The organism is Streptomyces sp. NRRL F-6492 (genome assembly GCF_001280125.1).
In the GTDB taxonomy this organism is placed as follows: Bacteria; Actinomycetota; Actinomycetes; order Streptomycetales; family Streptomycetaceae; genus Streptomyces.
Map to the genome: position 1 here is coordinate 56,239 of NZ_LGEG01000220.1, position 8,795 is coordinate 65,033.

General features: G+C 73.4%; 7 protein-coding genes and 1 pseudogene. 2 read left to right on the forward strand and 6 right to left on the reverse strand.

Annotated elements, in window-relative coordinates:
- Positions 1–81: 81 nt before the first annotated feature.
- Together ADL08_RS19550 and ADL08_RS19555 are read right to left on the reverse strand one after the other, a co-directional pair.
- A complete protein-coding gene (locus ADL08_RS19550) occupies positions 82–1,356 on the reverse strand; it encodes a cation:proton antiporter (protein WP_053644680.1) in 1,275 nt (424 codons plus the stop codon).
- 7 nt (positions 1,357–1,363) lie between these two features.
- The gene (locus ADL08_RS19555; protein WP_053644683.1) at positions 1,364–1,849 is read right to left on the reverse strand and encodes a cation:proton antiporter regulatory subunit; all 486 of its coding nucleotides are present in this window, start codon (positions 1,847–1,849) and stop codon (positions 1,364–1,366) included.
- A gap of 322 nt (positions 1,850–2,171) precedes the next feature.
- On the opposite strand from ADL08_RS19555, the gene ADL08_RS19560 reads away from it, so the two are divergent.
- Both ADL08_RS19560 and ADL08_RS19565 read left to right on the forward strand, forming a co-directional pair.
- Positions 2,172–3,191, forward strand: coding sequence for a HAMP domain-containing sensor histidine kinase (locus ADL08_RS19560; RefSeq protein ID WP_078968419.1), 1,020 nt, complete (start codon positions 2,172–2,174; stop codon positions 3,189–3,191).
- A gap of 55 nt (positions 3,192–3,246) precedes the next feature.
- Positions 3,247–3,906: a response regulator gene (locus ADL08_RS19565; RefSeq protein ID WP_053644685.1), complete on the forward strand. Its 660-nt coding sequence runs from the start codon at positions 3,247–3,249 to the stop codon at positions 3,904–3,906.
- Positions 3,907–3,921: 15 nt separating this feature from the next.
- On the opposite strand, the gene ADL08_RS19570 is transcribed toward ADL08_RS19565, so the two are convergent.
- From ADL08_RS19570 to ADL08_RS19580, 4 genes and pseudogenes are all read right to left on the reverse strand, one after another.
- A complete protein-coding gene (locus tag ADL08_RS19570; RefSeq protein ID WP_053644686.1) occupies positions 3,922–5,259 on the reverse strand; it encodes a peptide ligase PGM1-related protein in 1,338 nt (445 codons plus the stop codon).
- On the reverse strand, positions 5,259–6,944 hold the full coding sequence (locus ADL08_RS19575) for a PP2C family protein-serine/threonine phosphatase (protein WP_078968416.1): 1,686 nt from the start codon (positions 6,942–6,944) through the stop codon (positions 5,259–5,261). Before ADL08_RS19575 ends, ADL08_RS19570 begins: the two co-directional genes overlap by 1 nt.
- A gap of 80 nt (positions 6,945–7,024) precedes the next feature.
- Positions 7,025–7,215: pseudogene (locus ADL08_RS35725) on the reverse strand (acyl-CoA carboxylase subunit epsilon).
- Between the two features lie 22 nt (positions 7,216–7,237).
- Positions 7,238–8,795: acyl-CoA carboxylase subunit beta (locus tag ADL08_RS19580; RefSeq protein WP_053644708.1), on the reverse strand; the 1,558-nt coding region annotated here is incomplete at its 5' end.

Genomic DNA, 8,795 nt, shown 5'->3' on the forward strand with positions numbered 1-8,795 from the left:
AAACACCCGAGGGGGCGCGTCCGGTGGACGCGCCCCCTCGGGCTTCTCCCGTCTCCGGGGCGTGATGCCCGGGACGTGGTGTCAGACGCGGCCGGACGCTCCGCTCCCCGCCTCCACGTCGTCGCTGTCGGCCTTCGGGAGGCTCGGGGCGGACTCCACGGGCACCGCCCCGTCTCCCGCGGCCGGAGTCGTCGGCGTGCCCCGGCGACGGGCGACGTGGGCGGCGATCGGCTCGGTGAAGCGGGCGGTGAGCGGCCCGATCACGACGAGGACCAGGACGTAGGCGGTGGCGAAGGGCCCCATCTGCGGCTGGACGCCGGCGCTGACGGCCAGTCCGGCGATGACGATGGAGAACTCGCCGCGCGCGACCAGCGTGCCGCCCGCCCGCCAGCGGCCCTTGACCCCGATCCCGGCCCGGCGCGCGGCCCAGTACCCGGTGGCTATCTTGGTGAGCGCGGTGACGATCGCCAGGGCGAGCGCCGGCAGGATCACCGGCGGGATGCTGGCGGGGTCGGTGTGCAGACCGAAGAAGACGAAGAACACCGCGGCGAACAGGTCGCGCAGCGGGCTCAGCAGGGTGTGGGCGCCCTCCGCGACCTCGCCGGAGAGGGCGATGCCGACGAGGAACGCGCCGACGGCGGCGGAGACCTGGAGCTGCTGGGCGACACCGGCGACGAGCAGGGTCAGGCCGAGGACGACCAGGAGCAGCTTCTCCGGGTCGTCGCTGGAGACGAACCGGGAGATCAGGCGCCCGTACCGGAGGGCGAGGAAGAGCACGAGCCCGGCCACGCCCAGGGCGATGGCGAGCGTCACGCTGCCGGCGGCGAGGCCGACGCCGGCGAGCAGGGCCGTGATGATGGGCAGGTAGACGGCCATCGCCAGGTCTTCGAGGACCAGGATGCTGAGGATCACCGGGGTCTCGCGGTTGCCCAGGCGTCCGAGGTCGCCGAGGACCTTGGCGATGACTCCGGAGGAGGAGATCCAGGTGACGCCCGCCAGGACGACGGCGGCGACGGGCCCCCAGCCGAGCAGCAGCGCGGCGATCGCGCCGGGCAGGGCGTTGAGGGTGAAGTCGACGAGCCCGGCCGGGTACTGGGTCTTGAGGTTGGAGACGAGGTCGCTCGCCGTGTACTCCAGGCCGAGCATCAGGAGCAGGAGTATGACTCCGATCTCGGCGCCGATGGCGACGAACTCCTCGCTGGCGCCGAGCGGCAGCAGACCGCCGTTGCCGAAGGCGAGGCCCGCGAGGAGGTAGAGCGGGATCGGGGAGAAGCTGAACCGGGCCGCGAAGCGGCCGAGCAGGCCCAGGCCGAGGATGATGGCGCCGAACTCGATCAGAAAGACAGCGGAATGCACCCTCGCCTCACTCCCGTCCGAGAATCGCGGCCGCCGCGTCGACGCCCTCGCGGGTGCCGATCACGATGAGGGTGTCGCCGCCCGCGAGCCGGAAGTCCGGCGTCGGGGACGGGATCGCTCCGGAGCGGCGCAGCACGGCGACGACGGAGGCCCCCGCCTCGGTGCGCATCCGCGTCTCGCCGAGCACGCGCCCGTTCCAGTACGAGTGCGCGGACAGCTCGATCCGCTCGGCGACGAGCCCCAGGTCCGTGGTGTGCAGGACGTTGGGGCTGTGGTGCGCGGGCATCAGCGCGTCGATCAGGGAGGCCGTCTCGCCCTCGGTGAGGTGGAGGGACTGGGCGCAGGCGTCGGGGTCGTCGGCACGGTAGACGTTCACCGTCCGCGTTCCGTCGCGGTGCGCGATGACCGAGAGGTGCTGGTGCTCCCGGGTGGTGAAGTCGTACTGGACTCCGATTCCGGGCAGGGGTGTGGTTCTGGTCCGCGGGGCAGGCACTGGCCCGTCGCCTCCTGTCGTCGTGACCGGTCGCAGCCGGTCGGGGCCGGTTCCGGCCTTTCGTGGAAAGGGATGCGCCACGGGGGGAACGGCGCCGTCCCGCACCCCGCGGCCCCGTCATGGTGCCATCCGCGGGGAGACGCGGAACATGGGTGTCAGCACGGATGGACAGAACACCGACAAACCGGTCAGGATGAGCCGGGAGACGGGTCCCGCCGTGGAGTCGGAGAGCGCGGTGCGCACCGGACGCGCGACGGGCGTCGGACACGTGGTGGGCATCGAGCGGCCGGGCGACACGTCGGGCCCGGGGAGAGGCGGGACGGTGTCGCTGTACTGGCGCCTCTTCCTGCTGAACGCCGCGATCCTGGTCGTCGCCGTGCTGCTGCTCTTCGGCCCCGTCACGGTCTCCACCCCGGTCCTCGTCGGCGAGGCGTTCGTCCTGGTGGCCGGTCTGGTGTCGATGCTGGTCGCCAACGCCTTCCTGCTGCGGGTGGGCCTCGCGCCGCTCCAGCGGCTCACCCGGGTGATGCGGGCGGCGGACCTGCTGCGGCCCGGCCGGCGCGCGGAGGTGGAGGGGCGCGGCGAGATCGCGGAGCTGACCCGTACGTTCAACACGATGCTCGACCGGCTGGAGGCCGAGCGGGCCGCGAGCAGCGCCCGGGTGCTGTCCGCCCAGGAGGCCGAGCGCCGGCGGATCGCGCAGGAGCTGCACGACGAGGTGGGTCAGACCCTCACCGCCGTACTGCTCCAGCTGAAGCACTCCGCCGACCACGCCCCCGCCGAGCTGCGGGCCGAGCTGCTCCAGGCGCAGGAGACCACCCGGGGCAGCCTCGACGAGATCCGGCGGATAGCGCGCCGGCTGCGGCCGGGCGTCCTGGAGGAGCTGGGCCTGCACAGCGCGCTCAGGTCGCTGGCGTCGGAGTTCTCCACGCGCGGCCTGACGGTGCGGCCCCACATCGACGCCGGTCTGCCGAAGCTCGACCACGAGACGGAGCTCGTGCTCTACCGGGTGGCCCAGGAGGGCCTGACCAACACGGCGCGCCACTCGGGGGCGAGCCACGTCGACCTGCGGCTGCGGCTCCTGCCCCGGGGCGGGGTGGGGCTGCTCGTACGGGACGACGGGCAGGGCATCGGGGACGCGCCCGAGGGCGCCGGGCTGCGGGGCATGCGCGAGCGGGCCCTGCTGATCGGCGCGGAACTGACGGTGCGCGACGGCCGGGACGGGGGGACGGAGGTCCGCCTCGACACCACCGGCGGCACGGGGGCCGGCAGCGGCACGGAGGAGGGGGACGTCGTGACCGGCGGTCCGGAAGGGAAGACTCCGGAAGGGGAGGCGTCATGACCGGCGGTACGGCGAAGGGCGACGGCACGACCGGCGGCGCGGGGAAGGGGGCGTCGTGACCGGAGCGCACCCGACGCGCATCCTGCTCGCGGACGACCACGCCCTGGTGCGCAACGGGGTGCGGCTGATCCTCGACGCCGAACCGGACCTCACGGTCGTCGCCGAGGCCTCGGACGGGGCGGAGGCCGTCGCCCTGGCCCGCTCCGAGCGGATCGACCTGGCCGTCCTCGACATCTCCATGCCGCGCCGGACGGGACTCCAGGCGGCCCGCGAACTCAGCCGCCTCCAGCCGGAGCTGAGGATCCTGATCCTCACGATGTACGACAACGAGCAGTACTTCTTCGAGGCCCTCAAGGCCGGGGCGAGCGGTTACGTCCTGAAGTCAGTGGCCGACCGCGACCTGGTGGAGGCGTGCCGGGCGGCGGTGCGCGACGAGCCGTTCATCTACCCCGGCGCCGAGACCGCCCTGATCCGCACCTATCTCGACCGGGCGGAACAGGGCAGGCCCCTGCCCGACAAGGCCGTCACGGAACGCGAGGAGGAGATCCTCAAGCTCGTCGCGGAGGGCCACAGCTCCAAGGAGATCGCGGACCTCCTCGTCATCAGCCCCAAGACCGTCGAGCGCCACCGCGCCAACCTCCTCCAGAAGCTGGGCATGCGCGACCGCCTCGAACTCACCCGCTACGCGATCCGGGTGGGCCTGATCGAGCCGTAGGGCGCGGGGCCCGCCTCAGCGGGTACCGGCCCAGGAGGCCCGCAGCGCTTCCTCGTACCGCGCCACGCCCACGTGGTCGGCGGCGATCACCGCGTAACGCCAGGTCCGTCCGTCCGGCGGCGGTCCGGCGTACAGGACGACTCCCCCGCCGCGCACCGGGTCGTAGGCGAGGCCTCCCCGGCGCAGCCGCTCCACGGCCTCCCCGAAGGAGTACGCGGCCGGGGTCCGTGCCTTGCCCGTCGCCCAGGCCGGAGCGCCGGTCCCGGCCCCGGCCCTGGCGGCGAGGCGCGCCACCATGGCCCGCGGGGTGGTGGTGGCGGTGCGCCGCACGTTGCTCTCGCCCGCGAGGACCTCGCCGCCGGGCGTCACCATCGCGTCGAGGCCGAAGGGCCCGGCGTAGCCGCGCGCCGCGAGGAAGCCGCCCAGGGCGTGCCCCCAGGTCTCCAGCGTGGCCCCGACGTCCGCCGCCGGGGCGGGCAGCGGCGAGAGGTAGCCGGTGAAGGCGCCCTCCACGGTCCGCATCTCGCCGCTGAACAGCGTGCTCGTCCCGTCGGGTCCCGTCTCCAGCTGGACGCTCACCGAGCGGGCCACGTCGATCCGCTCCTCGACGACCCACAGCCCCTCCGGGCCGCCCACGGGCGGGAGTTCGTCCCCGGTCCACGGATCCGCCGCCGAACCCGCCGAGCCTGCCGAACCCGCCGAGCCTGCCGGGTCCGCCGGGTCCGCCGGAAGGAAGAGCATGCCGTGGCCGCCCGCCGACCGGTCGGGCTTGACCACGACCCGCCCGTACGAGGCGAGGAGTTCCTTCACCGCGCCCGGCACGCCGTCGCGGCGGCGGACCAGGCCGTCCGGCAGCCTCATGCCCAGGGCGAGCGCCGCGCTCCGGAACCCGGCCTTCGTGTTGAGCCGTCCGGTCACGTCGAGGGCGGCCTCGGCCGCCGCCACGGAGGGGTACGGGGCGACGGGGACGCCCAGGGCCCGCGCCAGGCCGATCGCCGCGCCGTCCAGGGCCGTGGGGAGGACCCCCCGGAGGGGCCGGCCGCCCACCGCCCCGACGACGTCGGCGTACGGGTCCGCTCCGCCCTCCGCCGTACCGGCCCCGGGCAGGACGACCACCGTGACCGAGTCCCGGGGGACGCCGGTCAGGCCGCAGACGTACCGCAGGAACTCCTCCCCGACCGGCACCGGGGAGACGAGGACGTCGCCGGGCCGCAGCAGCCACGCCTCCCGCGGTGCCTGCTCCGCCCAGGCGCGGAGCACCTCGCGCTCCTCCTGGTCGACCGCGAGGCCGGAGACGAGGTTCGCGTGGAGGACGAGGGGTCCGTCCGGTGCCGTGCGCCCGGTGCGTGCCATCAGACGCCGACGTGCAGGACGCAGATGTCGTCGCGGCGGGTCGCCGGGTCGACGAGGGCGTCCAGGACGTCGTCCAGGGGCCGCGGGCCGTCGCCGCACTCGGCCACCGTGCGGGCCAGGCGGGCGAGGCCCACGTCGAGGAGCTCCCCCGGGGCCTCGACCAGGCCGTCGGTGAAGAACAGCAGGTGGTCGCCCGGCAGCAGGCGGATGGCGGACGAGTCGTAGCGGGGGTTGGTCGTGGCACCCAGGAGGACGCCGCGCGGCGACGGCAGGTAGCGGGGCTCGCCCCGGCGCAGGAGCAGGGGCGGCAGGTGGCCGGCCCGCACCCAGGTGAGGATTCCCGAGGAGGGCTCGTAACGGCCCATGACCATCGTGGCCGTGCTGTAGGCGCGGTCCGCGCTGTGCCACAGCAGGGTGTTGAGCCGGGCGAGGATCGAGGCGAGGGGGGTCCCGGTGATGGCCATGCCCTTGGCGGTGAAGCGCAGCTGGGCCATCGTGGCCACGGCGTCGAGCCCGTGGCCCGCGACGTCGCCGACGACGAGCAGCGCGCTGCCGTCGGGCAGTTCGATGGCGCTGTACCAGTCGCCCCCGACGTTCAGTCCCTGCTGGAGGGGCTGGTAGGCGACGTCGACGGTGAGGCCGGCCAGGCGCAGCGACTGCTGGGGCAGGGGCAGCAGCGCGTGCTGGAGCCGGGCGGCGAGGACGCGCTCGGCCGTCAGCGTCTGCTGCTGCGCCACGGCGGTGCGGTCGCGTTCGCGCAGTTGCTCCTCGGTCCGGTTCACGGCGGTCAGGTCCTGGAAGAAGCCGTGGACCTCGACCGGCGAGCCGTGGGCGTCCGCCTCGGCCTCCGCGACGATCCGCAGGTGCCGGACCTCCCCGAGGGGGGTGGTGAGGCGGAAGGTGTGGTCGATGGGCTGCCCGTCCCCGAGGAGTCGCCGCACCTCGGCGCCCAGGGCGGGTAGGTCCTCGGCCAGGACGTGCGCGGGCAGCTCCTCCAGGGTCATCGGGCCGAGGGAGGGGTCGCGGGCGAAGATGTCGTAGACCTGTTCCGACCAGGTGATGGCGTCGCGGACGAGGTCCCAGTTGGCCCAGCCCATGTTCCCCAGGCGCTGCATTACCTCCAGGCGGCGCTGCTCGCGCTCCCCGCTGTCGAGGCGCGCCCAGGAGACGATCAGCCCTCCCTGGCAGGCGTTCGCGTGGACGGTGAACCGGGAGAGGCGGGGTATGCCGGCGAGCACCTCCTCGTACTCGAAGGGTTCCCCTTCGTAGCGGACGCCGTTCTCCAGCGCGTCGAGGTAGCCGCGCCACAGGGTCGTGCCGAGCACGCGCGGATACGTCTCCAGGACGCTGAGTCCCACCAGCTCCTTGCCCCGGCGGCCGCCGATGTCCAGCGCGTCGGGCGAGGCCGCCGCGATCCGGAAGTCCTCGACCCCGCCGTCCGCCCCGGTCAGCGGCAGGAGGAAGATCGCCGAGCCGGGCAGTACGTCGAGCACCTCCTGGACGGCGGACGCGGTGAGGGCGGGCGGACGCGGGCCCGCGGCCGTCACCGTCGGCTGCCGGCGGGCCACGTAGCGGCTCGACGAGAAGACGGAGCCCGCACCGGTGGCGCGGGAGAGCGCGGTGGCTCCCCCGAAGCCGATGTTCCCCGGCTCAGGCACGTCCGGCTCGTCGCGGCTACCCGTCATGGAACGAGCATCCCACGGATGGGCGCCGGGACTCCCGGACGGCCGCCGCTCTGTCACCGGGCTGCTGGGCCCGTGGTGGGTCAGCGCCAGCTGTGGGGGGCGCGGAAGCCGTGTTCGCGCTCCAGGCGGCGCCAGCCGGCCGCGGTGCGGCCGCGGTGGGTGCCGACGGCTGGGCGGCGGCGCGGGCGAGGAGGACGGCGGTGATGGCGGCGAGTTCCTCGGGGTCGGCGTGACCCTTCTCGACGCGCAGGAGGTTGGCGGGGGTGCTCATGGCAGGGGGCTCCTCTTGGTGCTTACTGCGGCGGGTTGCCGTGCTTGCGGGAGGGCAGGTCGGCGTGCTTGGTGCGGAGCATGGCCAGGGAGCGGATGAGGACCTGGCGGGTGTCGGCGGGGTCGATGACGTCGTCGACCAGTCCGCGTTCGGCGGCGTAGTAGGGGTGCATGAGTTCGGCCTTGTACTCCTTGACCATGCGGGTGCGCATGGCCTCGGGGTCCTCGGCGTCGGCGATCTGCTTGCGGAAGATGACGTTGGCGGCGCCTTCGGCGCCCATGACGGCGATCTCGTTGGTCGGCCAGGCGTACGTCAGGTCGGCGCCGATGGACTGCGAGTCCATGACGATGTAGGCGCCGCCGTAGGCCTTGCGCAGGATCAGGCTGATCCGGGGCACGGTGGCGTTGCAGTACGCGTACAGCAGCTTGGCGCCGTGCCGGATGATCCCACCGTGCTCCTGGTCGACCCCGGGCAGGAAGCCGGGCACGTCCAGAAGGGTGACGATGGGGATGTTGAAGGCGTCGCACATCTGCACGAACCGGGCGGCCTTCTCGGAGGCCTCGATGTCCAGCACCCCGGCCAGCGTCTGCGGCTGGTTGGCCACGATGCCGACGACCTGGCCGTCCAGACGGGCCAGGGCGCAGATGATGTTGCGGGCCCAGCGCTCGTGGATCTCCAGGTAGTCGCCGTCGTCGACGAGCTCCTCGATCACCTGGTGCATGTCGTAGGGGCGGTTGCCGTCGGCCGGCACCAGGTCCAGCAGCACCTCCGAGCGGCGGTCGGCCGGGTCCTGGCAGGGCGCGGCCGGGGGGTTCTCGCGGTTGTTCTGCGGCAGCATCGCCAGCAGGTAGCGGACCTCCGCGATGCAGGTCTCCTCGTCGTCGTAGGCGAAGTGCGCCACCCCCGAGGTGCCGGCGTGCACGTCCGCGCCGCCCAGGCCGTTCTGGGTGATCTCCTCGCCGGTGACCGCCTTGACCACGTCCGGACCGGTGATGAACATCTGCGAGGTCTCACGGACCATGAACACGAAGTCGGTCAGCGCGGGGCTGTAGGCCGCGCCGCCCGCACACGGACCGAGCATCACACTGATCTGCGGGATCACCCCACTGGCACGGGTGTTGCGCTGGAAGATGCCGCCGTAACCGGCCAGCGCGGAGACACCCTCCTGGATCCGGGCACCCGCCCCGTCGTTGAGCGAGACCAGCGGCGCGCCGGCCGCGATGGCCATGTCCATGATCTTGTGGATCTTCGTCGCGTGCGCCTCGCCCAGCGCACCGCCGAAGATCCGGAAATCGTGCGCGTAGACGAAGACCGTCCGCCCCTCCACCGTCCCCCACCCGGTGATCACACCATCGGTGTAGGGCTTCTTCTCCTCCAGGCCGAAACCCTGCGCCCGGTGCCGGCGCAACTGCTCCACCTCGCTGAACGAACCAGGATCGAGCAACAGCTCGATGCGCTCACGCGCCGTCAGCTTGCCCTTCGCGTGCTGCGCCTGCGTCGCCCGCTCACTCGGACCCGCCAGCGCCCGCTCACGCAGGACGTGCAGCTCGGCCACACGGCCACGGGCATCGGCGGGCTCG

Coding starts and splice junctions, on each gene's coding strand:
- ADL08_RS19570 (WP_053644686.1), bottom strand. CDS start 5,259: ATGGCACGCACCGGGCGCACGGCACCGGACGGACCCCTCGTCCTCCAC.
- ADL08_RS19575 (WP_078968416.1), bottom strand. CDS start 6,944: ATGACGGGTAGCCGCGACGAGCCGGACGTGCCTGAGCCGGGGAACATC.